The 21,376-nt window shown below is 33.7% G+C and carries 26 protein-coding genes and 1 pseudogene; 15 read left to right on the top strand and 12 right to left on the bottom strand.

The annotated features are described in order from the left end of the window. Window positions 1–14: 14 nt before the first annotated feature. A complete protein-coding gene (locus ACIQ2D_RS10125) occupies window positions 15–326 on the top strand; it encodes a helix-turn-helix domain-containing protein (protein ID WP_402863259.1) in 312 nt (103 codons plus the stop codon). 408 nt (window positions 327–734) lie between these two features. After that, window positions 735–941 carry a hypothetical protein gene (locus ACIQ2D_RS10120; RefSeq protein WP_402863256.1) on the top strand — a complete coding sequence of 69 codons (207 nt, stop codon included), beginning with the start codon at window positions 735–737 and terminating at the stop codon, window positions 939–941. 196 nt (window positions 942–1,137) lie between these two features. Here the strand turns inward: ACIQ2D_RS10120 and ACIQ2D_RS10115 are convergent, their stop codons facing one another. Next, window positions 1,138–1,566: a hypothetical protein gene (locus ACIQ2D_RS10115; protein ID WP_402863253.1), complete on the bottom strand. Its 429-nt coding sequence runs from the start codon at window positions 1,564–1,566 to the stop codon at window positions 1,138–1,140. 790 nt (window positions 1,567–2,356) lie between these two features. Between ACIQ2D_RS10115 and ACIQ2D_RS10110 the strand changes: the two genes are divergently transcribed. The 3 genes from ACIQ2D_RS10110 to ACIQ2D_RS10100 all read left to right on the top strand — a co-directional run bounded on the left by ACIQ2D_RS10110 (window position 2,357) and on the right by ACIQ2D_RS10100 (window position 4,066). After that, a complete protein-coding gene (locus ACIQ2D_RS10110) occupies window positions 2,357–3,118 on the top strand; it encodes a glycosyltransferase (protein WP_402863250.1) in 762 nt (253 codons plus the stop codon). A gap of 225 nt (window positions 3,119–3,343) precedes the next feature. Further along, window positions 3,344–3,706, top strand: a complete 363-nt coding sequence (locus ACIQ2D_RS10105) for a VOC family protein (RefSeq protein WP_402863247.1) — start codon at window positions 3,344–3,346, stop codon at window positions 3,704–3,706. Window positions 3,707–3,811: 105 nt separating this feature from the next. Then, window positions 3,812–4,066, top strand: coding sequence for a hypothetical protein (locus ACIQ2D_RS10100; RefSeq protein ID WP_402863244.1), 255 nt, complete (start codon window positions 3,812–3,814; stop codon window positions 4,064–4,066). A gap of 332 nt (window positions 4,067–4,398) precedes the next feature. On the opposite strand, the gene ACIQ2D_RS10095 is transcribed toward ACIQ2D_RS10100, so the two are convergent. Beyond that, complete coding sequence (locus ACIQ2D_RS10095; protein WP_402863241.1) at window positions 4,399–4,623, bottom strand: hypothetical protein; 225 nt, start codon at window positions 4,621–4,623, stop codon at window positions 4,399–4,401. A gap of 102 nt (window positions 4,624–4,725) precedes the next feature. Beyond that, window positions 4,726–4,992 (bottom strand): Parvovirus coat protein VP1-like protein, encoded by a 267-nt coding sequence (locus ACIQ2D_RS10090; protein WP_402863239.1) that lies wholly within the window; start codon window positions 4,990–4,992, stop codon window positions 4,726–4,728. A gap of 300 nt (window positions 4,993–5,292) precedes the next feature. Between ACIQ2D_RS10090 and ACIQ2D_RS10085 the strand changes: the two genes are divergently transcribed. After that, window positions 5,293–5,451, top strand: a complete 159-nt coding sequence (locus ACIQ2D_RS10085; RefSeq protein WP_402863237.1) for a hypothetical protein — start codon at window positions 5,293–5,295, stop codon at window positions 5,449–5,451. A gap of 395 nt (window positions 5,452–5,846) precedes the next feature. Here the strand turns inward: ACIQ2D_RS10085 and ACIQ2D_RS10080 are convergent, their stop codons facing one another. Continuing rightward, window positions 5,847–5,981 carry a YjcZ family sporulation protein gene (locus tag ACIQ2D_RS10080; protein WP_402863234.1) on the bottom strand — a complete coding sequence of 45 codons (135 nt, stop codon included), beginning with the start codon at window positions 5,979–5,981 and terminating at the stop codon, window positions 5,847–5,849. A gap of 162 nt (window positions 5,982–6,143) precedes the next feature. Here ACIQ2D_RS10080 and ACIQ2D_RS10075 point away from each other — a divergent pair, with 162 nt between their 5' ends. From ACIQ2D_RS10075 to ACIQ2D_RS10065, 3 genes and pseudogenes are all read left to right on the top strand, one after another. Next, the gene (locus ACIQ2D_RS10075; protein ID WP_402863231.1) at window positions 6,144–6,299 is read left to right on the top strand and encodes a hypothetical protein; all 156 of its coding nucleotides are present in this window, start codon (window positions 6,144–6,146) and stop codon (window positions 6,297–6,299) included. Window positions 6,300–6,545: 246 nt separating this feature from the next. Beyond that, the gene (locus tag ACIQ2D_RS10070) at window positions 6,546–7,289 is read left to right on the top strand and encodes a polysaccharide deacetylase family protein (protein ID WP_402863228.1); all 744 of its coding nucleotides are present in this window, start codon (window positions 6,546–6,548) and stop codon (window positions 7,287–7,289) included. A gap of 378 nt (window positions 7,290–7,667) precedes the next feature. After that, window positions 7,668–8,649: pseudogene (locus ACIQ2D_RS10065) on the top strand (AraC family transcriptional regulator). A 703-nt stretch (window positions 8,650–9,352) separates the two neighbouring features. Here the strand turns inward: ACIQ2D_RS10065 and ACIQ2D_RS10060 are convergent. From ACIQ2D_RS10060 to ACIQ2D_RS10040, 5 genes are all read right to left on the bottom strand, one after another. Further along, a complete protein-coding gene (locus ACIQ2D_RS10060) occupies window positions 9,353–9,631 on the bottom strand; it encodes a hypothetical protein (protein WP_402863225.1) in 279 nt (92 codons plus the stop codon). 473 nt (window positions 9,632–10,104) lie between these two features. Beyond that, window positions 10,105–10,371 (bottom strand): translation initiation factor 2, encoded by a 267-nt coding sequence (locus ACIQ2D_RS10055; RefSeq protein WP_402863222.1) that lies wholly within the window; start codon window positions 10,369–10,371, stop codon window positions 10,105–10,107. Window positions 10,372–10,672: 301 nt separating this feature from the next. Beyond that, complete coding sequence (locus ACIQ2D_RS10050; protein WP_483869746.1) at window positions 10,673–10,750, bottom strand: YjcZ family sporulation protein; 78 nt, start codon at window positions 10,748–10,750, stop codon at window positions 10,673–10,675. A 346-nt stretch (window positions 10,751–11,096) separates the two neighbouring features. Further along, the gene (locus tag ACIQ2D_RS10045) at window positions 11,097–11,579 is read right to left on the bottom strand and encodes a hypothetical protein (protein WP_402863219.1); all 483 of its coding nucleotides are present in this window, start codon (window positions 11,577–11,579) and stop codon (window positions 11,097–11,099) included. 490 nt (window positions 11,580–12,069) lie between these two features. Beyond that, a complete protein-coding gene (locus tag ACIQ2D_RS10040; RefSeq protein WP_402863216.1) occupies window positions 12,070–12,219 on the bottom strand; it encodes a YjcZ family sporulation protein in 150 nt (49 codons plus the stop codon). Between the two features lie 507 nt (window positions 12,220–12,726). Between ACIQ2D_RS10040 and ACIQ2D_RS10035 the strand changes: the two genes are divergently transcribed. Further along, entirely contained in the window at window positions 12,727–12,966 is a 240-nt protein-coding gene (locus ACIQ2D_RS10035) for a hypothetical protein (protein WP_402863213.1), read from the top strand. Between the two features lie 791 nt (window positions 12,967–13,757). On the opposite strand, the gene ACIQ2D_RS10030 is transcribed toward ACIQ2D_RS10035, so the two are convergent. Both ACIQ2D_RS10030 and ACIQ2D_RS10025 read right to left on the bottom strand, forming a co-directional pair. Then, window positions 13,758–13,931, bottom strand: coding sequence for a YjcZ family sporulation protein (locus ACIQ2D_RS10030; protein ID WP_402863210.1), 174 nt, complete (start codon window positions 13,929–13,931; stop codon window positions 13,758–13,760). A gap of 1,318 nt (window positions 13,932–15,249) precedes the next feature. After that, window positions 15,250–15,405 carry a YjcZ family sporulation protein gene (locus ACIQ2D_RS10025; RefSeq protein ID WP_402863207.1) on the bottom strand — a complete coding sequence of 52 codons (156 nt, stop codon included), beginning with the start codon at window positions 15,403–15,405 and terminating at the stop codon, window positions 15,250–15,252. A 544-nt stretch (window positions 15,406–15,949) separates the two neighbouring features. Here ACIQ2D_RS10025 and ACIQ2D_RS10020 point away from each other — a divergent pair. The 5 genes from ACIQ2D_RS10020 (at window position 15,950) to ACIQ2D_RS10000 (ending at window position 18,743) form a co-directional block, all read left to right on the top strand. Then, the gene (locus ACIQ2D_RS10020; protein ID WP_402863204.1) at window positions 15,950–16,078 is read left to right on the top strand and encodes a hypothetical protein; all 129 of its coding nucleotides are present in this window, start codon (window positions 15,950–15,952) and stop codon (window positions 16,076–16,078) included. Window positions 16,079–16,087: 9 nt separating this feature from the next. Further along, complete coding sequence (locus ACIQ2D_RS10015; protein WP_402863201.1) at window positions 16,088–16,507, top strand: RNA polymerase sigma factor; 420 nt, start codon at window positions 16,088–16,090, stop codon at window positions 16,505–16,507. A gap of 235 nt (window positions 16,508–16,742) precedes the next feature. Further along, window positions 16,743–16,925 carry a transmembrane Fragile-X-F protein gene (locus ACIQ2D_RS10010; protein WP_402863198.1) on the top strand — a complete coding sequence of 61 codons (183 nt, stop codon included), beginning with the start codon at window positions 16,743–16,745 and terminating at the stop codon, window positions 16,923–16,925. Window positions 16,926–17,107: 182 nt separating this feature from the next. Further along, window positions 17,108–17,668: a GNAT family N-acetyltransferase gene (locus tag ACIQ2D_RS10005; RefSeq protein WP_402863196.1), complete on the top strand. Its 561-nt coding sequence runs from the start codon at window positions 17,108–17,110 to the stop codon at window positions 17,666–17,668. A gap of 127 nt (window positions 17,669–17,795) precedes the next feature. Continuing rightward, entirely contained in the window at window positions 17,796–18,743 is a 948-nt protein-coding gene (locus ACIQ2D_RS10000) for a hypothetical protein (RefSeq protein WP_402863193.1), read from the top strand. Between the two features lie 468 nt (window positions 18,744–19,211). Here the strand turns inward: ACIQ2D_RS10000 and ACIQ2D_RS09995 are convergent, their stop codons facing one another. Next, a complete protein-coding gene (locus ACIQ2D_RS09995) occupies window positions 19,212–21,266 on the bottom strand; it encodes a sigma 54-interacting transcriptional regulator (RefSeq protein ID WP_402863190.1) in 2,055 nt (684 codons plus the stop codon). Window positions 21,267–21,376 lie beyond the last annotated feature (110 nt).

The following is a 21,376-nucleotide window of genomic DNA, read 5'->3' as shown; positions in this document are numbered from 1 at the left end:
AAGGGGGAAGTTTATTGAAGAATAGCTTATTAGCATTATCGATATTTTCTTTAGCGGTAAGTATTGTTGTTAGTAGTTGGCTTATATCTAATAGTTTAACAAATGAACCAAAGGAGTTAGTGGTCTATCCTGAGCTTCTTACACAAGAGCAAGCAGCAGATTATCTTGGACTAACAATTAGTGAACTTATAAAGTTAGGGCCAATTTCAGCTGGGGCATGGACAACAAGTAATATTCCTTACATTAAAATAGGTAACAAGTATTATTATTCGAAGGAAGCAATCAATAATTGGCTAAAGGAAGAGCAGGCAATAACTGTTCCATAATTTATCTGGTAGTCACATTCAATTAGGTGTGGCTTTTTTGTATGAAATGTTATAAAAACAGGTGGATAATTATAATGGGAATACGAGGGGAATTGAATGGTGGAAACCAATATGTACAATTGTTGCGTAAAGCTTGTTATCGAGTGATGTAAATGTCTTAGATAAACTTATTTATGATGATCTTATCTTTGTAAATCATTTTGGACAACTATTAACCAAAGAGGCTGACATTGAAGCGCTCGTTTTGGCGTGAAAAATTTCACGGACAGTCAAATCTTAGAGCAAAAAGTAATACTTTTAGATCGTTCAGCTGTAACCATAACTAAAGCTTCATTTAAAGAGGACAGTAGGTGTTGAGGTAATTGAAGATGAAATGGTCTATACACGTATTTGGCAAATAGATGTAGCTTGTCCAATATTTATATGGTATCTATCAAAGAAGAAACAGACGGTCAAGAAGGTGAGCAAAAGGTTAAGGAAATTGTATTTGCTAAAAAATCAGGACTGAAAGAATTTTTGCAAAAAGAAGGGTATAGTAAGGAATCGCAAAATTTATATGTAAAAATTAGTGAAGAATCAATAATAGTTGCCGAAATTGAAAAAGTGAAAATCTAATCATTTTGAAGGAGTCACGTTAGACAGGCGCGTGGCTTTTTGTGTTATAAGGATAGAAACTGTAAGTAAAATCGGAGGGAATTGAAATAAAGTGATGTCTTGGCGTCACTAGATTTTTAAATTTTGAAGGATATCAAAGAGATGTAGACATAGAAAAAATATGGGTCTCATCTCATAAGAAGAGACCCATTAAAAGTTAACAAATATTTTTTCGAATAGCGTCAATCTTTCTACAATCTATAATGAGTGGACTATTAGATGTTCCTGCTTCAAGGAAGAATGCACAGCAATTTTTCGGATCAAAGTTTAAAAAACTAAGAGCAGTAAATACGCCACCACTCGATAAGAATGCATCGATTAAAGTACCCGGTTCTAGTTTCTTTAATTGATTACAAATGCAACCTTGACAGTTGTTGCCTTCTTTATGATTACAATTCTTTTCCTTATGACAGCAAGGTTTTTGCTCTTCACGATGGCATTTCTCTACTTTGTGGAAACATATTTCGATTGGGTAGTATTCATCGTCTTTTTTAGACCACTGGGCATCACCATCACTGCATTTATAGGCTTCAGTACATTTATCATAATCCCAATTCATATGTTTTAAATATTGTTTATCTTCCATTTCCAACTTCCCTTCTAGATAGTTAATCTAAAGCCAGCGCTAGCCTTACTCTAATAAACTATGATTTGTAAGTGGAATGTGATTGGCAATTTGTCCAGTAAATAATTTAAAAAACATACTTTCTTGAAAAATTATTTTTGTATGAATACCCAAAATACAATGGGGACATATGATAAATGAAATATTACAGAATGGTGAAATAGACTTTTGCCTTAAGAACAAAGCGGTATTACTATAATTAGCCCTTTGAAAAAAGGAATAGCGCTCAGTTGGAAATTGATTTCATAAAGAGTAAACGGATATTTCTATGAAGTAAAGTCCTTGGATATTGTGGGATTGTTAACTAAATTGTACGATAAGTGCTCAATAGCACAACAAAAAAGCTGGAGCGTTTGTAAACGCTCCAGCTTAGATAAATGTTCGCTAATGTAAAAAAATGGGCATATAGCTAAAGAACTCCATGCTTTTGAGAGCCAAAAACAAGAGGGGATAGCTTGCAACGTGTAGGGGTTTTTTTAATTGCTATCCCATGTTCATTATATGCAAGAGTATAGTTGGAGGTGATGATAGGTACTTGAGTTACGAGCCACGAGTACTTACAGTGAACGTCATTAAAAGCTTACAATGGCTGGGAGAAAAGGGATAACAAGCACAACGACTACATATCATTATATAAGGGCTATTAGCAGCACATATGTATCCCATGAGCTTTGGACGAAACCAGTCAACAAAGAGGCTTAAGAACGTACATCTTGCCGTTCTTTTTATTCAAGAAAGGGGCTAAAGCTATATGATAGAAGGATATCATTTTTTAAGAGTTGCTTCGAGTGAGAATGTGAAATTCTCCGTTATAATACCTGCTCATAATGAAGAAAATTACATTGGAAAATGCCTAGATTCAATTCGAAAGGCAGCACAACCTTTTAAAAATCAGGTGGAAGTCATTGTCGTACTAAATCGTTGTACGGATAGGACAGAGGAAATTGCACAATCATACAATTGCGTAACATTAAACAATAATGATAAGAATCTATCAAAAATTAGGAATGCAGGAGCTGAGATTGCTAGAGGCGAAATCATCATAACAATAGATGCTGATACTCGAATGACAGAACATTTTCTATCTACTGTGGAACAGCAACTTGCTTCGAATAAATACATTGGTGGCGGTGTGAATGGGCAATTTGAAAGAATGTCACTAGGTATACTAGTTTCTACGTTATTGTTGATAGTTCCCTTGCTTTTTAAGTACGGGTTTATTTCTGTAGGGATTTTTTGGTGCTATAAAAAAGACTTCTTGGCAATTAAAGGTTTTAATGAAAATATGCTCATGGCAGAGGATGCTGATTTTGCAAAACGTTTGAAAGAATGGGGCAAGAAAAACGGAAAAAAATACGGTTTAATCAAAAATGGCATGATCACCTCATGTAGAAGGTTTGATCAGCATGGTGACTGGGCTTTACTAAAACGTCCGCAACTGATTTTAGCCTATGTAAAAGGAACTGACAAAAAATCTGCAGATGAAACCTATTATGAAAATCAAGGTAGGTAATTGAACGATTCAGCAACCTGAAATCAGCGAATGATAAGATGCATTGAAGAGAACCTAAAAGCAAAAATACAGAATGTCACATTCAATCGAATGTGGCTTTTATTATGTATAAATAGCAGTGTGCTAAGAAATTTAGAGAACATTAATGTTAATAAATGAAGAAAGTATAGTAAAATTAAATAATAAACATATTTTGGATAAAAAAGAATTTTGAGGAGTGATTTTATGATCATAGGATTGCATCATGTTCAGATAACGATTCCAAAGGGAGCAGAAGAGGAAAGTAAAAACTTTTATTGCAATGTTTTAGGTCTGCCAGAAATTGAAAAACCGGAATCCCTTAAAGGGCGAGGCGGTTTTTGGATGCAAGTTGGTAATAGAGAAGTTCATATAGGAACAGAAGATGACTTTGATAGGTTAAAAACCAAAGCACATATTGCTTACGAGGTAGAAGATATATCATATTGGAAAAGAATTTTAGAACAAAATAATATAAAGCTATTGGATTCGGTTCCAATCCCAAACTTTAAACGTTTTGAATTTAGGGATCCATTTGGAAATAGGGTAGAGATGATTCAAAAGATTTAATGTTTCAGTTCTAATTTTCTCTGTAACCGAAGGCTTTAATCGAATAAGATAAGGAACTTCTAGTCACATTGGAGTTCCTTTTTTATATACAAGGGAGACGATAAAATGAAAAAACGCGCATTTTTAGGACTGATTTTTCTAATAATAATGTTAATGGGATGTACTTCTAATGAATCACTAGAGCCAGAGTATGAGGGGAGAAGCTTACATATTGCTGTTATAGGAGAGATACCCAAGGTAAGAGAAGATAATATTAATTTTGAAGATGTTAATTTTGATAATTGGACTATTAACAATTATGATTCGATTTTTATTTCTGAAGCAAAGCTTTCTGAAGCTGCAAAACAAGAAAATGTATAAAAGTATAAAGAAAGTAAAGTTCCAATATTCTTTTTAGGTACGAAGGCAAGTCATATACCATTTATTGAACTAGCAAATCCAATTAGTTATGAAGAGCATGTAGAAAGAATAAATGAAGTAGAAAACCCAGTTTCAGGAATTTTATATTTAGGGGAAGAGAGAGGCTATCAGACATGGAGCGTTAGTTATCCAGTGAAAGGTAGCAAATTACAATCAACTAATAAAGATAGCGTTTACTCGACGGTCTTTAAAATAATTGGCAATGAACTGTAAGCGTATTTTTGTTTGATATGTTCTAATACAAAGAAAAAACACCCTAGAAGGATGTTTTATTAATATAACGGTTGTTGACTATGGCAAGGTGGGAATCCATTAACATCATGGATCATGTGAAAGTCATACTGTTTCAAGGCAAATTGGCTTTGATACAAATACTCTAGTACAAGAAGTTTTCCACCAGATATACCGCACAAAATTCCAGAAGTACCTTGACCGTTTGATAAAGAAATCCCAACAGGTTGACCGATTAAATAACCAACTTTATGTTGCCAGGGCATTATAGTCACTCCTTTTTCGTACATTATATGTTCAAGGAGAAGTTAGGTGCCTGTACGGTGCAAGATGAAGAAGAATCAACAAAACACACAGTATCATATAGTTTAAAAGAAGTTATTACGCCAATTAATAACATTGTAGAACAGTTTAGCTTCTCTTCCCATTTTGTTGGAAGAGTTCATTTTCGGTAACAAACAGTTCTGAAACATGTCATCACAATACTTTGATCTACCGTATTTTGAATAGCATTCGTCATGTAGTTTGCAACAAGAATCAACTGGGTTAGTTGGTCGACCAGGACCAGAACATCCCGGACCACAGTACCGATAACCAGGATAACAAAAACCACCTCGTCTTCTATGTCTGTTCATCATTTCACCACTTTTCTAAGATGTTCTCGATACTATAAAATATGTGATTTTCTTTTTGAAGAAAAGGATAATAAACCAAAATGTTAAAGAAAAGCCGCAGCGTTTGTAGACGTTGCGGCTTCGAAGGTTACCTATCATGTGTTTACACAGAAAATGTGGAGTAACAAAAAAGGGGTTTTCCAATGATTTCTAAAATGGATGGCGGAACAGTTTAAATAATCTCATCGTAAAATTCAACTCACATTATGACACGTATAAATTACGCCAAATTGGATAATTTATAAATTGGAGGTGTTAATTATGACAAAAGAAAAGCGAAAAAAAACTGAATTAGATCGCGAAGAATTTGGATCAGATTTAAGCCCGGACGATTTAGATATGCGTAAAGACAATGATCAAACGAAAGAACAAATTAATAACTCAACTGAAGAAAATAAGCACAACGAAAATAATCGCTAAAAACAGTGAAGTATAAATTTCCTAAACCACAATCTTCGGATTGTGGTTTTTTACTGGACAAAAAAGGAAGACTTGTTCTATCAATCAGAGACATTTCTTTTAAATAATTGTTTGGAAGAGATTGTATGTAGTTGTAAATATATTAAGTAATTGAATAATACGAGAAAAAGGGTCACTTCTAATCAAAGTGACCCAAACCAACAAACTAGGAGGTATGAGGATAAATTAGCTTTTCGCTACTATTACAATAGGTATTAGCTTACGAAAGAGGTTTCGGAGAATATTTGATTGGGGAAAACTTTAACCATGATGAAGAGTTTTATCCATTAATAGGTAATATGAATAGAAGTTAAAGCGTAATTTTTCATACTTAGATATTGGGCATGTTAATTAAATTAATACATGAAAGTAGCACCGACAATAACTAGAAGAATGAATAGAACAACAATTAGAACGAATGTTGAACCGTTGCCATAGTTATTTCCTCCACAGTAACTGTTATAATTGCACATGTTTCCAGAGTATCCCATAAAAACACCTCCCTTCTTCATTATTCTATTCATCAAAGGGGAGATGGGGCGGGACAAAAGGAATATAAAACAGGTCTTTGTGGCTAAATGTCCAAAGTATATACGATGCAACTAAAAGATAAAATATAGTTACTGAACAGTATGAAGAAAGGGGAGATTAACTTGGAAAGAAATAAAACAGTAGTGAAAAATGGGATCGGTTTTGGAGCGGTATTAGCAATTACAATTTCATGGAGCGTGAATCATTCAATATTGTGGGCGATCATTCATGGATGTTTAAGTTGGCTTTATGTTATTTATTTCGCTTTAACAAGGTAAACTATTCGAATTAAAGTGCTTCAAAGTTTTCGTTATACTATACATCTAGTTTAGGTTAATTTTTATTTCACATGTAAAATTGAAATTTCTTCATATCGCTTCCATTACTATTTTTATGATATTTACTTTATTTTAGATTGATTTTGTTTATTTATACACATAAAAAATGGCTTTTAATAAAAAGTATTTTTTTGATTAACAAACAAATAATAAAGAGCAAATACTTTATGTGTGGGAAGTGGAAATTTGAAAAAGTACTTTCTTTTTTTAGTACCTGTATGTGTTTTGGTTATCTCCATGTTTTATGTAAACGAACGTTCATTCGCAGATAAAGGGAGGAAATATTACGAAGAAGCAGGCCAGATTTTGTGGGAAATTAAAACGAATGAGAAAATAATTGCTATAACTTTTGATGATGGTCCCCACAAAAAACACACACCAGAGGTTTTAGATTTATTGGAGAAATATAATGCTAAAGCAACATTTTTTGTAGTCGGTGAACATGCAGATAAGAATCCAGAAATTGCTTTAAGAATGTACGAAGAAGGTCATGAATTAGCCATTCACACCTATACACATCCCCTGAGAACAAGTGTGCCAAATTTAATGAAAGAAATAAAACAAACACATGAAACCATTTATGGTATTACGGGGTTTTCGCCAACTTTATTCCGACCTGTTGAAGGTCAGTACACTGATGCGATGATAGATGCAATTGTAAAAGAAGGTTATAAAGTAGTGATGTGGTCTTGGCATTTAGATACGATGGATTGGAAAAGTCCTGGTGCTTCTAAAATTGTAGATACTGTGCTAAAGAATGTTAAAGAAGGGAGTGTAGTCCTGTTTCATGACGGAGGTGGAAATCGTCAACAAACCATAAAAGCCTTGGAAAAAATACTCCCAGAACTTGAAAAGCAAGGATATAAATTTCTTACTATCTCTGAACTCCTAGAGGTTCAAAAAGCTAATAATAAAAAATCAGAAAAATAATTGAAATCAATGGTAAAAAAAGCTGTAGCATCATCATGTGCTACAGCTTTAATACTGTCATTTTACGGTTTGTCAGTAACAGTATTATACCACATCACAACCTTAGGAAGGCAACCTCACATGAGCAACAAGGGCAAAAGAGGAAGGGCAATTTATTACAGTGGTTTGAGATGACATTACCGAAAGAAACGGTAGGTGCAAGTAATATGGTATTTGCGGAAGGGTATAGATGAATGCAACTGCTTGAAAGGATAGAGAAATCGAGGTATTACACTGACTTATAAATGGTGATAGGATGAGAGTGATTGGGAAGTACATAAAATAATATAAATCACAAGAAATTGATACCTCTTATAATTTTAGTGTGGAGTGAGACAAATAAATGAACATATGCAGCTTATGATTGATTGGATTGAAGACAATTTTAAAAATGAATTTCATTAGATGAACTATCTAATTATATGGGATATTCCCCATACTATTGTTCTTTTAAATTTCACGAAATAACAGGTATAAGTGTTAGGCAATATATTCTTCGCAAGAAGCATATAGTAGAAATTTTAAAACAGTTTTTGGTATAAACTCAAGAATGTTTCAACCTAACAAGTTATTAGTTAAACTCACAATTAATAAAGGCGGGGAATGCTGTAGAATGAATGTTGCTAGAAAAATTGAGGTTGAACAGTTACAAAGAGTGAAGAGTGAGCTATTTGACAAAGACGTACTAAATATGTTGAATGGTCAGGTTATGTATGAAGAGTTTAAAGAGAATAAACTCATGGGAGATTCTGATTATTCGCCATTCAATGAAGCGATGTGTGTAAACGCGACTACTAATCAAGTTTTTGATAAAGAGTTTATAAAAAAAAGAGCATTTGGACATCATGAGTCAGTAGAAAATTATATCAAAAAGGTTATTGATCCATTAGAAAATCTTTTTAATAAAGAGTATAGATGTATCGTTTTATGGTTTGGTGAAGATATGTTTTGTCAAATGAATCTGCTTACCATAATGTCATATCTAGAACAGTCCGGATATGAAGGAAAAGTGTTCTTAAATAGCTTCAGAGAGGACGAATTTAAAGTAAGTCAAACTGAACTTACACTAGGTAACTATTCTTCTATATACAAAGAAGTATTGATAAATCATGAAAAACCAGCAATTGAATTACTACCAGTAATGTATCAGGCAATTGACATATATTTAGATATGCTAAAAGAAAATAATGCAGTAGTAAAATACATTTCCCAAAATAAAGATTTACCAATGGCGGAATTAATGAATAGGTTATTTGATCTTTTCCCAACAGTAGGCTATGGAGATTTACAATATATAGAGCTTATTAATAAAGTTAGATGAAAGTCAGTCTGCCTGAAATTGAACTACCCCCAAATTGTTAGTAAGTGTCTAACAATTTGGCACAGTCCCGCAGCATGTCCTATCAATCTATGGTGATAGGCTAGATGTTTCAATTCAGTATTTCTGGATGATTGAAAATAGTAAGGCAGTTAATATAGCAAAGGTATGGGATTCGACAGCAGACTATAAAAAACGGTTTAACTGACGGTTAAATTTTTATTGAGAGATCAGAGCTGATAGTACGTAATGATTTGATATTTATCTGTGAATTGATGACGAACTATTCACATAACTATCGTGATAGATTGTCTAACGAAGAGCTAAATCGCATCTGCGATGTAAAGAGGTATGGATAGTGGTGCAGTTGTTGAACATCGCTTATGTATCAATTTTGAAATGGCTTTAGATTTTTAACTTTGATTGAAGCTACTTCACCGCAATCTTTGCAAAAAGTAATGATTAACGGAGAGGAAGAAAATATTTTTCAATGGGGTCTTATATTAGCATAGCCCTCAAGTTTTCCTTTTGTAAAAGAGTTTCCAGCACAAGCTTTCCAGGTTAATTTTTGCTTTTCCATAATCATCACCTCAGAGGTGTTTTAAGACTTTATCAGAAGAGGATGCAGACGCAATTGTTCTATCAGTGGATGTAAGCGACTGCATTTGAGAGTGATGAGAGTATTCATACAGAGAGATAATTTCCGTCATTTTCTACGAGGGCGCTGTCTATTCACTTGATGTTTAAGTTTTTCTAATTCAGTGGTTAAATAGCGGATCTGTTTCTGCATGTTTTTATTATCTTTCATACTATTTTCTTTTTCATTTTGTTCTTGTTGTTCTGCCTCTAATGCAAGTATTGCGGAAATAGCGGATATTGTATCACCGATTATGGAAAATACTTCACCAACGACGGCTAACTCAGCGGCCTGGATTGATAATTCGTTTTGATCACCTTGACCCACCCTTTTATTATTTTTATTCAAACTAAATCACCTCAGTAAGCAATGTCATATCCAATTTATTTTTGTTGTAAGTATTTTTTGACTAAACCTAATTCTTCAAAATACTAAATGCTTGTGTGAATTTTTAAGAAAAAATCAAAGGAGACTCTATCGATTGAACATGAGTATATAAAAAAAATGAATTCGTAAAAATCTAATGATACTGACAATCAAATTATTCTTCACAAGTACGCTAACAAATGAGTGTAATTCCTCTTGTAGAACTGCTACTTCCCCAAAGTTAAGGTATATCAAGTGATTTAAATGTTCTGCCAGCTGAAAGTGCACTACGGGCAGGATGAACTTGAATAGTAACATTAAGATCAAGTTCTACTGAATAAACTTCATTTTTCATCGTAACGTTACCTTAAGCAATCTGAGCGTATTGTGTACAAATTTCTTGAAAGCTTAGCAAAAGGTCACCTGTTTTTTTGCAGTTTCGTATTCATAATTACTCATTTCATGATTTTTTTCATTCCTTCTAATTCGGAAATTAAATGATCTATCTGCTTTTGTATGCTTTCTGAATGTTTAGATTGGTCATTCAAGCTCTGAGGGCTTTGATTGTTTACATCTTCTAATGCATCAAATGCGAGCTCTAATGCAAGTTCAAGTAAATCTTCTCCCAGTGTAAAGATGGATGCACCAATATTTTTAATTTTAGAAGTAGAACTTTCGTGTGATTCAGATGGTCGATTTAATTTGTTATTATCATTATTCATGCTCTTCTCCTCCTTAATTCGATAAAAAGCAAAATTGTATTAATAGCATCATATGCAGTAGATGTCGAAAAAGAGAATAAAAGGAATGTTTTCTAAAATAAATCTTTTTAACAATAGAAAGTTAAGAACGCGAAAATGCGAAGATACAGAGCAATAATCAAGATGAAGTAAACATTTGAACAAAAATGTGCAGTAAGTGAGTTTTGAATTAAATATGTATATGCGGAAAGAAACTTTAAAAAGGGTAAGTCGGTGGAAAGTGACCCTAAAAAAATAGAGGGAAGGTGCAAGCTACTATAATTTATTGACTATCATAGCTAGCGCCGACAATAATTAGAAGAATGAACAGTACAACGATTAGAGCAAATGCTGAACCAATGTTACGATCGCGACGGTCATAATATCCATAGTTTTACATGGAAAACGTATTTTGAGATAATAAAAAAATAAGATTTGAACGAATCCATTTGTTTTCCAATATATAGAAAATGTGAATGAAAGGATAACAAATAAAAATGCAGTAACAATGGGTGAATAAGGAGTGAATTACGAGACATTCTATATCATCCAATTTATGTTAATGAAGTTGCTCTTTCAGGTTAACATAAGTCGGGTATTGAACCCATTTTATTACTGAATACTTTGAGGATTTATCGAAAGAAAATGTGTAGATGTAGTAAAACAACATTATTTAAGGGCTATAGCAAAACTATAGCCCACTTATTTTAACGCATATTATCAAGAATTGATGATCGACTGTCCTGCATTTTCTTCAAAAAGTTTGTCATTGAATCAAATGCTTCATTACGTTTATTACTCAAACTTTGGAGGCGAAGCATGTCCATTTGTTGTGAGTTGCTCAGTGTATCACTTTGGCTTTGTAATTCTTGAGTTTGTGCTCTTAGTTCATCTTTTATAGCATCATCATTTGTAGCTGAAATATCTGCATTTAATTTGCTTAGCTGTTCATTTAAGATTGCTATTTGTTCATTTTTCTTTTGAACATCAGCTATTTGCGATTGAAATTGACTTTCTAATTGATTTGTTCTTTGTTGTTGAACCATTTGTAATGCTGTTTCAATGTCCATTGAACCAAGATCAACGCCACCTACGCCTCCTATCCCTTGAACTGAAGAGGCAGATGCTTGTCCTGCTCCAGCTAATAATAGACCAACTGCTAATGTACTGCCGATTAATACTTTTTTCACAATAAAACCTCCTAGAAATATTTGTTTAAGGAATTAGCAAAATACCATTTAAAAACTCCTCAAATCAAAGATTAAACAACGAAGGTTAAATTTAGGTTAAAAAATCAAAAAAATTTTCAATTAATATTTTTGGCAAGCAGCTGTTAATACCTCATCAAATAATATTAATGAAAGAGAACAAACAAAATGATCTAAAGTGCGAAGGGGAAGGAATTGCTAGGTTCGTTATGGCATTTAGAAGATTTCTATAAAGAAGCGAGAGAAATCAATAGCTTGCTGAACGGATTGAAGAAGTGGGTCACTTCCTATCTTAAGTGACCCAAACCAATGAACTAAGAGGTACATGCAATGATAGCTAGCAAAAGAGGATATGGTAACTATTTGATTTTGGGAACATTTATGACAATAAAGAGGGCTGTAGCCTAATCCGTTAATAGACAATCTGAATAGAAGCTAAACCCTAATTTTTTCTACTTGAAAAATAAGACTTTTAACAGCCTTTATGCATGAAAGTAGCACCGATAATAATTAGAAGAATGAAAAGAACTACGAGTAGAGCAAATCCTGCACCACCGCGATTGCCATAGCCTTCTTCTCCGCCGTAGTTATTACAATTACCACCATTTCCTGAGTATCCCATGAAAACACCCCCTTTTTCTTTATTCTATTCATCAATAGGAAGGAGGATAGGGCAAAAGTATATGAACAGGTTTATGTTGTTGTAATGTCCAAAGAATTTATGGTACATCCCAGATATAAATACCAAGAGTGCAACAGAATCAAGGAGGTATCAATAGTTTTTAGAAGGAAAAATATTTTTAACTATTGTTGAGCAGATTCCGGCACAAATGAAAGGAACAAAGATTCAGCTGAAGAAAGGGCAGGCTGAAGTGCGCAAACTTGTACAAAGTGATAAACCTGAAAAAAACTTAAATTACTTGATACAATATTAAATTGGTGTTGTTTTTCTTTTGGCTTTAACAAGAAAAAAGTATAATGAAGTGTTTTTTTTCTTATAAAGGAAGTGTTGTTCTGTAACCGCCGTTACTGCTGGATGAACTATGCTTGCTTTTGAGCGTGGAAATATAATGATTCAATAATAGTTAGATGCTAAGATTAAATTGTTATACGAAAGGAGAGGGAACGAATGGGGATATTTTTATTAATTATGGGATTATTCATTGTAGTGGGGGTTATAAGTACTTTACAAAAGGAATCACGCCATAATGATAGCTCATCAAGAAACCATTCTAACAGCGCGAGTACTAATACAACTGATATAATGACAACAGGTGCAATATTTTCTTTACAAGATACAGTTAATCACGATTGTTCGGACAATACTTCTAGTCATAGTGATTCGTCTGGTGGTTCATCGTGCGATTAAAAGTTTAAGCCGTTTCCATCTGGAGACGGTTTTTTGTTTTGAAAAAAAATGAAGGGATAGCTTGCAACACGTGAGGTTGTATTTGCGTAATTTACTATCCCGGATTTTATTATATGCATGAATGGGGTGAAGCTATTGGACGTAGTAGTGACGATACCAAAGAGTGAAAATAAAAATGAGAAAAAGAGAAGCAGCTATTTTCGAACAAACTGGCTTCGAGCAGTTCTTTCAAGTGGTTAGAAGATCAAAATGACAGAACTTAGATGTATCGAAGAAAAGGAGACTGCTGCATGTGAAGCGGTTGTCTTATTTTTATAGACGATTTACGACAGTAACAATAAGGGCAAATCAGATGTTTTCAAGGATTTAGGTAAAGGTGATGAGAAGGATTTAGGTATCAAAAACTTGTACTTTCGAGGTTGATTTGCTCTACTACCTACAAGCTGTCAGTGGTTGAAAATGAAAGGTGATAGAAGTAATAGGGGCTCCTATATCTTAAAAAATTGAGAATGACAATGAAGTTACAGACACTATCACTTTCTTTATGGGGGCTAACTATTATGCAAACGTTGTTGCCGACTACCGTTGGATTTACTTGTTTGTTTATTGGCGTAAATAAACAAACAAGGTAGGTGTCGCAGTAAGTAAAGTGTGAACTAAATATGTATACGAGGAAAGAAACTATAAAAAGAGTCACTCGGAGAAAAGTGACCCTGAACCAAAAAAAATAGAGGGGAGGTGCCAGGCTATTATTATTTATTGACCATCATAGCTAGCAATAGATGTTTTTGTTAATACGATTTATGCATGAAAGTAGCACCAATAATAATTAGAAGAATGAATAGAACAACGAGTAGAGCGAACGCTGAACCACCGCGATTGCAACTACGATTGCAATTGTCATAGTTATTGCCATATCCTTCGCCGTAATTATTATAACAGTTCATATTTCCTGAGTATCCCACGAAAACACCACCTTTCCATAATCTATAATATGTATGGTTGTAGAAAGGAGAGGTGTTATTCATCTAATTCATAGTTTCTTTTGTTTAGAAATTTTAAAAAATATTAAACTACTTTTGCATAGTGAATTTAAATAGAAAAAGATTTAAATAGAAAAAGATTTAAATAGAAAAAGTTTAAAAACAGGTATAAGCCAAGAACATAAAGGTAGGTGCTGCACATGTACGAATGGTTGTAGGATTATCGTAAACTAGAGGAACAAATAGCTTACCGTGAATTTAACCTTAGAATAACCAAACGTGAATTAAGACGATGAGAAAATAAAGTGTGGACATAAAACAATCGTTTTAGCTAATGCCACAGGGAAAAAATCAGACACTGGTGGTTATGAAGTAGACTTTCTTGTTAGATGTTGTGAGTGTGAAACAGAGTTCTTTCGCACAAGCGAGTACAAAAAGGAATTAATAAATATTTCAAAGCACTAGAAAGGTTTTGTTCATAAAAAAAGATGGGTTATCCCATCTAAAATACTACTTATCTAACTTGTCAGATATACTTCTAAGAATTTGCAACTTTTCTTGCTGTATTTTAAGGAATTTAAGTAGAAACCAAATTACAAATACACATGGAACTATGTAGAAGAAAAGTAAGGTTAAGATAGGTAAAAGAGCTAAAAACATTTCCATTAATGTAATACTCCTTCCTTTTTTTGATAAGTATAACCCATTAATAAGAGAAAAGTAATTATGAATTTTAAAATCTTTTGACGGTCAACATGGAGTTTTAGCGACCTTTAACCGAACCAAATGTTATTTATTTACATAGTTTTACTATCCCATACCCAATCTACAAACGCATATACAACTACAAACTTTAAGGAATATAAAAGATTTTCAAGCCAGGATATATGCCCATTTTTGAAATAATCCCAAACAAATGTAAATAAGAACATTCCTACGAAGAAAAAAATATATATGTGCTTTCTAATGAATAAAATTATGATTACCTCAACGTGTAATTTATGTAAACTATAGCATTATCACACAAAAAGTTGTTAATAACTCGAATGAAAGTACTTTACTGAACAATATAGGGAAAAGGGCCACTTCTAATCCGAAGTGACCCAAAGTAATAGACAAAGAGGGGTAGGGTAAATTAACTTTCCACTACTATCAAGATGGGGTGATAGCTAGCGAAAGAGGGTTTGGAGCCTATTTGATTTAGGAAATGTCTATGACAATGGTGAAGGATTTAATCCATTAATAGACAATCTGAACAGATGCTAAAGCTAAATTTTTCCATTCTTAAAAATTAGAAATATTAATAACCTTTATGCATGAAAGTAGCGCCGACAATAATTAGGAGAATGAATAAAACAACGATTAGAGCGAATGCTGAACCACTGCGATTGCGGTTGCAGTTGCCATAGTCTTCGCCGTAATTATTATAACAACCCATATTTCCAGAGTATCCCATGAGAACACCTCCTTTCTACAATCTATAATATGTATAGTTGTGGAAAGGAGAGGTGTTATTCATCTAATCAATAGTTTTTTGTTTAGAGATTTTAAGAATAATTAATCTACTTTTGTATGGTGAATTGCCTTAGAAAAAGATTTAAATATAAAAAAGTTGAAAAACAGGTATACGCCAAGAGTATAAAGATAGGTGTTGCATATGTACGAATGGTTGAAGGAATATCAAAAATTAGAATTCGAAATTAATCGACTCGATAATAATCTAGAGAGAAAAAAGAGTTAAGTATTGGATATCTTGGAACCTGAAGAAATTTAACTGTGCATGCTCGAAATTGCTTGAAAGAATAGCAAGAAAATCACTTCAATTAGCACTAGTCAAATTCACTTTCAAATTAAACCAAAACAATTTAATAGTAGCCTTTACGGAAAATACCGGAGGCACTGACAGACAGGTAAAGCACCTGTTTTGTTGGTGCCTCTTTTTCTATCCCATAAAAAAGTGAAGCGTGCATTTGTATGTCATGCATGAGAATGTAGCAAAAGTGGCAACAATAGTGAATGAGCTAGGATTCCGTAATGGTGATCGTAAAGTTAGTGGAATGGATGAGCTGCATGAAATGGCCGAGAAGTTATTCAAGCAAAATCGAAAAATGGTAAAGGGGCGAGTGTAAGTGGAAAATATGAAAAATTATGCGGATCTAGTCCGTTTAATTGATGTTGTGAAGGCTGAGATAGAGATGTTGGAGAAGGATCATAAGTTTTGGTTTGGAAAGAGTGAGCACTTGTCGGTTGGGTCAGAGGGGAGTCGTCGTTATGGATTGGATGTTTCAACTGAGCGCAGCGATCGACTGGATAAGCGTATTAACCAGTTACAGGAGAAACTTGCGTATTATGTGGTGATTGAAGAAGAGATTCGTGTGAATATTGAAAAGCTTGAAGGACTGCCTTATAAGATTGCCAAGTTACGGTTCATTGATGGCCATTCATATAATGAGATTGCTGATATTCTTGGCTATTCATATAGTGATATTCGAAGTGAGGTATGCCAAAACAATACAACTGGGACCAACGAGGGTACAAAGCATGTAGACAATCTGTGATATGGTAATACTATGCAAGACCTGAATAATTCCATCCTCTTTGAAAAGGCACTCAGTTTATTCACAGGGTGTCTTTTGTTGTGTCAATAACATGTTGGTTACAATAATTCCTAACTAAAATGTGATTAGTGTGGCTTTTTATTATGCAAATTAGAAGAGATATATTAATGTTTTAATATAAAAGTTCCTATTATTGGATGAGTTTATTATGTGAATTAGTAGAGGTGAGTACTACATGGGGATAGCAGAAGTATTAACAATTATATTCGTAGTATTAAAGCTAACAGGAGTGGTTGCGTGGTCGTGGTGGTTAGTATTATTACCATCGATTATCTCCTTTAGTATTTACGCTTTGTTAATTGTTATAAAGGTAGTAATGGTTATTATTGCCGTGGTAGCGGTAAAAAAACGTGAGTAGGTGTTATTGAGTCACATCTAATCGGGTATGATTTTATAGTTAAGGATTAACTTTTTCAACAAAAGGCTACTCAAATACGAGTGGTCTTTTGTAATGCTAGAGACTTTAAATAAATTTCTAAAGCATATGTTACTATAATAGTTAAAATATGTTAATTATAGGTAATTAAGGGGGATATTATTATGTATTTAGAGTACACATTTACAGACTTTCCTAAATGGAAAACGGAACGATTCATTATACGTAAAGCTGTAGAACAAGATTGTCGTGATATTTTTGAGCTTTATTCAGATGAAAGAGTGGTTAAATATATGCCTTTCACGCCATTTACTTCTTTAGAAGATGCAATCAATGAGTTGAATTGGTATGACAAAATTTTCAAAGACCAGACTGGTTTAAGATGGGTAATTGAAGAAGCGGAGTCCAAAAAAGTCATTGGAACATGTGGGTTTTTAAATTATGAAAGAGCTCATAATCGTATAGAAATCGGATATGATTTAAATCCAAGATATTGGGGGAAGGGCGTTATGAAAGAGGCATTAAATTGTATCATTCACTTTGCCTTTGTGACGATGAACATCAATAAAATCGAAGCGAAAGTCGAACCAGAAAACAAATCATCAATTAAATTATTAGAAAAATTAAATTTTTATAAAGAGGGTATTTTAAGACAACATGAATTTGAGAATGGGAAATATGTTGATCTTGCTATCTTCTCGAAATTAAAAAGTGAATATGAGTAAAGCTTTAAAAACATAGGCTGTTTTCTAAATGATTGTTGTTCTTCAACAGAGGTTAGTTCGATAAATAAAATATTATGAAGATCCTTATTTAAAGCTGAGATGATATTGAATTTAAAGGAGGAAACGTATGGAGAAGATCGCAAATAAATACAGGGATATATATAATAATCCAGTAGACACAAAATATGTTCGTGTATATAAAGATTTGGATGATTATGTGAATAAGAAAATGGCAACATACAATGAGTATTTTGCAAAAAGTAACGATACGGATATATTTTTATACCTAGCTTTAATAGATAATCCATATTTATTAGGATTGTCTATAGCTTTTCAAAATAATGATTACGAGTTATTGAATAATTCAATTTATCATTACAGCAAGCATAGGTTATTAGATATTACATCCGGTGGGTATGATCATTGTTGGTATTTTTGGAATTGTTTAGATGGTATGGCTTGTAATTATATAGAAATTATTGAAAAATGTTACCCGGTAGAATTGGGATTATGCAATAATGGTTACCCTTTTTATGTTGTTGCAAGTAATTTGTTAATGTCGTTATGGTATAAAAATCAGCAATGGATGGAAATTGCATATCCTGCAGGAGAAAAATTTTTAAGTCAAAAGAAAGGTTTGTGGGAAAAAGCAATCGTTGCCTATCTATTGGCTTTATCGAATAATGATATGGATAAAGCCACTGAAGAATTGAGTAACGTATGTAAATATTCGACAAGGCTTGACCGACCTAAATTATATAAATGTCTCTGCACAGAAGCACATGGGTTATACCAGATAGCAAGATACATATTGTCAGAAGATGATTTCAATCGAATTGGCATACCTGATAATAATAATTTTTGTAAGGGGCTGATCTCGTGGCAGAGGGAACATGAATATCCGGAAAAGGGGAAGTCTATCTTAAATTATCCGGATAAACTTGATGTGATGAATCATATTTTAGAACTACCGTTACCAGAATGCATTTTATTAAATAGTAGTAAAAAGAAAACAGTAGATGTAGAACAAATGAAAAAGAACTTGATTGCGGAGTTTGTGACTGTTAAATATTAGAATTGAGAAGAATATAGTGAGGTTTGTTGCCGTTTTACTAAAAACCCCTCAAAAAAGCACTCAGACGAATCGAGGCTCACGATATTCATGCAACGTCTGCGTTAATTGCGTTAAAAAATGTTCTTCAATATGGCTGTAAGGCATCTAAGCACTCGATTGAAAATGCTTAGATGCCTTTTTCGTCTCATTTTAAATGAGGGAAAATACATGTTTTGTGACATCAATTTTAAAAAACTAGTATACCAAGAAAAACTAAGTTCCTTCAATTCTTTTTAAAACTTCGCTAGAGCGAGGAAGTTTTCACCGATTAAAAAAATTAATAAAAGGAAAGCGAGTCATCACAAAATATTTTTCTCCATGGCTCGCTTCTTTATTTAAAAAAGACCCGGATCCACTACTATTAAAGTAATCACAGTTAGCAAAATAATGTCAGGCTGATAATGTTTACCGAGATATACGTTTTTGAGGCTAAGAAATATTATATTTATTGCATTTATAGTAAAAGGTCGAACGGCTAATGCCTAGTAGCTTGGCTGCCTTAGATTTATTGCCGTTTGCGGATTTGATGGCCTGTACAATAACACGGCGCTCTGTTTCACCAATATGGTCCTTATGCAGTGAAGAATCACCTCGATCAAGTGGCCGAATAATTGGGCTAATCATAATATGCTCTTGGGTGATTATTGTGTGAGGTGACAAGTAGATAGCACGCTCTAAAATATTTTCTAGCTCCCGAATATTGCCGACAAAATCATAGTGCAATAATACCTGTAGTGCATGCTGGTCGATGCTATAGGATGGTAACTGATGCTTAATCGAAATTTTGTGTAGTAATGCCTCGACAAGAAGGGGTATATCTTCTTTTCGTTCGCGTAGTGGTGGAATGTGTAATGGAATCACGTGAATACGATAGTACAGGTCCTCGCGAAAACTGCCTTCTTGAATGAGCGTCGGCAAGTGCTTATTTGTTGCTGCAATAATTCGTACATCCGCCTTTTTCACTTTTGTATCGCCAAGGCGTTCATATTCTCGCTCTTGCAATACACGTAATAGCTTGACCTGAGTGGATAAGGGCATATCACCAATTTCATCTAGAAATAATGTTCCGCCTTCCGCAAGTTCGAACTTTCCAGGCTTGCCACCACGCTTTGCTCCCGTGAAGGCCCCGTCCGAATAGCCAAAAAGCTCGGATTCAATGAGCTGTTCAGGAATAGCTGCACAGTTAATTTTAATAAATGCACCACTTCGTCCAGACGCTTGATGAATGCCGTTTGCGAATAATTCCTTACCTGTACCACTTTCCCCCGTAATTAAAATAGTCGACAAAGATTTGGCCACATGAAAGGCTTGTTGCTTGAGTTGAATAAGCTGCAGGTCATTTGTAACAATTAAATTGAAATAATCATCATGCTTAACTGCCTTCACAAGCTCACCACGATAAAAGGATAGCTCATCTTCTAATTGATCGATTTGTCCAAGTAATTCTTTCCAAACATGTAGTTGCTGAAATACAAATTTATAAAGCATACCAACAAGCTGTCCTTCTTGTTGAATCGCGATACCTGAGACAATTCCTCGGTGTTTTTTTAATGTCAGTACCATGCCATTAAAGGCGTTTGGAAATGGTGGTAGCATAGGGAAAATACCATGAATAGATTCATCAAGTACCTGCTTTTCGTTTCGTTCAATCAGCTGTAAAAGTGAATCATTAATGCGTGTAATTTGTCCGTGGCCATTTGTTATGACCACGCCATCATACGATGCGTCTAAAGCGTTTTGTAGCACAAGCTCCATCTTCTTTGTCGTCTCTAATTCGGATGCGATTTTTTCTAATTTTGTTAAGTCCTTTAGCACGATAATAACACCAGTTGTTACATTCAACACATTCATTGGAAGAATGGATGCTAGACAAGAAAAATGATAGATGAGCATCTTTTGCTCCACCATTTCTTTGGTATGTAGCACATGTTGAATTAAAGGAAGAAAATCGGGGAAATAGGTTGTTAATAATTCGTTCACTTCTAATTTTTCAGTATGAAAAGTTTCCTTGCATGATTTATTGATAAAGGTAATCTGCATATGCTCATTTACGGTAATCACCGCGTCATGTAAGTAATTTAAAATATTGCGTTGCTGTTGTGTATGGGAATCTAACTCATGAATAAAGCCTGTAATGATTTCGTTTTTAGAAATAACACCAGTTACTTGCTTTTGTTCATTAATGACGACAACATTACTTAGCTTTTGTGTACGCAAGGCATGACGTCCGCCATAGAGCAGGTCGTTTTCGTTAATCGTAAAAACATCTTCAATAATTGCTTCTTTAATTACTTGTTGGAGGGAATTTGTCTGCAATAACAGGCGATATAAGGAATATTTGGTGACAATACCGATGAACTGCTCATGTTGAAAAACAATTGCAAGATCTTGTTTTTTTTCTTCAAAAAGTTGTATCACTTCCTTGATGGTTGCTGTTGGAGTAACGCGAATAAATGACGTTGACATAAACTCGTGAATAAACAAAAAATCGCCTCCTCAAAAAGGTGTATAAACTGTTTGGACAAGTGTCTTAAAATTAAAACAACTTTACTAGAAATTGTACGTTAAGTAGAAAATTATTACAAATAATAGAT

The organism is Lysinibacillus sp. NPDC097287, from assembly GCF_044761695.1.
Lineage (GTDB): Bacteria > Bacillota > Bacilli > Bacillales_A > Planococcaceae > Lysinibacillus.
The sequence above is the reverse complement of the archived record's forward strand: the minus strand, read 5'-3'. Positions and strand labels throughout refer to the sequence as shown.

What these genes read in the sequence shown, in the direction of transcription:
- ACIQ2D_RS10025 (WP_402863207.1), bottom strand. Translation starts at nt 15,405, where the DNA reads ATGGGATACTCTGGAAATATGGGTTGTTATAATAATTACGGCGAAGAC.
- ACIQ2D_RS10040 (WP_402863216.1), bottom strand. Translation starts at nt 12,219, where the DNA reads ATGGGATACTCAGGAAATGGTGGTAATTGTAATAACTACGGCGGAGAA.
- ACIQ2D_RS10015 (WP_402863201.1), top strand. Translation starts at nt 16,088, where the DNA reads ATGAAAAATTATGCGGATCTAGTCCGTTTAATTGATGTTGTGAAGGCT.
- ACIQ2D_RS10100 (WP_402863244.1), top strand. Translation starts at nt 3,812, where the DNA reads ATGAAAAAACGCGCATTTTTAGGACTGATTTTTCTAATAATAATGTTA.
- ACIQ2D_RS10085 (WP_402863237.1), top strand. Translation starts at nt 5,293, where the DNA reads ATGACAAAAGAAAAGCGAAAAAAAACTGAATTAGATCGCGAAGAATTT.
- ACIQ2D_RS10005 (WP_402863196.1), top strand. Translation starts at nt 17,108, where the DNA reads ATGTATTTAGAGTACACATTTACAGACTTTCCTAAATGGAAAACGGAA.
- ACIQ2D_RS10105 (WP_402863247.1), top strand. Translation starts at nt 3,344, where the DNA reads ATGATCATAGGATTGCATCATGTTCAGATAACGATTCCAAAGGGAGCA.
- ACIQ2D_RS10080 (WP_402863234.1), bottom strand. Translation starts at nt 5,981, where the DNA reads ATGGGATACTCTGGAAACATGTGCAATTATAACAGTTACTGTGGAGGA.
- ACIQ2D_RS10090 (WP_402863239.1), bottom strand. Translation starts at nt 4,992, where the DNA reads ATGAACAGACATAGAAGACGAGGTGGTTTTTGTTATCCTGGTTATCGG.
- ACIQ2D_RS10000 (WP_402863193.1), top strand. Translation starts at nt 17,796, where the DNA reads ATGGAGAAGATCGCAAATAAATACAGGGATATATATAATAATCCAGTA.
- ACIQ2D_RS10035 (WP_402863213.1), top strand. Translation starts at nt 12,727, where the DNA reads ATGGGGATATTTTTATTAATTATGGGATTATTCATTGTAGTGGGGGTT.
- ACIQ2D_RS10055 (WP_402863222.1), bottom strand. Translation starts at nt 10,371, where the DNA reads ATGAATAATGATAATAACAAATTAAATCGACCATCTGAATCACACGAA.
- ACIQ2D_RS10010 (WP_402863198.1), top strand. Translation starts at nt 16,743, where the DNA reads ATGGGGATAGCAGAAGTATTAACAATTATATTCGTAGTATTAAAGCTA.
- ACIQ2D_RS10110 (WP_402863250.1), top strand. Translation starts at nt 2,357, where the DNA reads ATGATAGAAGGATATCATTTTTTAAGAGTTGCTTCGAGTGAGAATGTG.
- ACIQ2D_RS10095 (WP_402863241.1), bottom strand. Translation starts at nt 4,623, where the DNA reads ATGCCCTGGCAACATAAAGTTGGTTATTTAATCGGTCAACCTGTTGGG.
- ACIQ2D_RS10115 (WP_402863253.1), bottom strand. Translation starts at nt 1,566, where the DNA reads ATGGAAGATAAACAATATTTAAAACATATGAATTGGGATTATGATAAA.